Raw genomic sequence first — 571 nt, forward strand, 5'->3', positions numbered from 1 at the left:
AAGGCAATTTCGCAATCATCGCTTCGTTAATTTGCCATCGGTTGTTAGCTTCGTTTGAAAGATTGATATTTTGCTCGTGAATGATTGGTTGTTTGGTTTCTATCGTTTTGATTTGTTCTGATTGGCTTTCAACATCACACTCGATTGCCTTTTCAACCAAATCGTTTGTTTCTAAATTTTCAAAATCAATTTCTCTTTTTGATAAAATAATAGTTTTATTTTTATTGTTATTGTTAATGTTATTGTTAATGTTATTGTTAATGTTATTGTTATATATATAGGCATCATTAAGCATCGCTTTAGCATCATTAAGCATTGCTTTAGCATCGTTTTTATCAGTATTTTCAGTAACTTGAGCATCATCACAAGCATCACAAGTATAAGTTGTATGTTTATCCCATCTTGCCTGCGCTGCTTTCTTTGCTCTCTCCGATAATCTCTTTGATCGTGATGCTTTTGATACCTTTTCTAAACTCTCATGAGAGTTAGTAAGCTCTTCTTCAACATCTAAATTCCACAAGCGACCATCTGCTAAACGAATGAAATATCCTTCTTCAAGCAAAACATTCAG

General features: G+C 32.7%; 1 pseudogene. It reads right to left on the reverse strand.

Going from position 1 to position 571, the window contains the following annotated elements:
- A pseudogene (locus ACFIJP_RS09665) lies at window positions 1-571 on the reverse strand (hypothetical protein); the annotation flags it as partial.

Origin of the sequence: Bartonella sp. MU37NMGALS (assembly GCF_042194015.1) — a bacterium.
Taxonomy (GTDB): domain Bacteria; phylum Pseudomonadota; class Alphaproteobacteria; order Rhizobiales; family Rhizobiaceae; genus Bartonella; species Bartonella grahamii.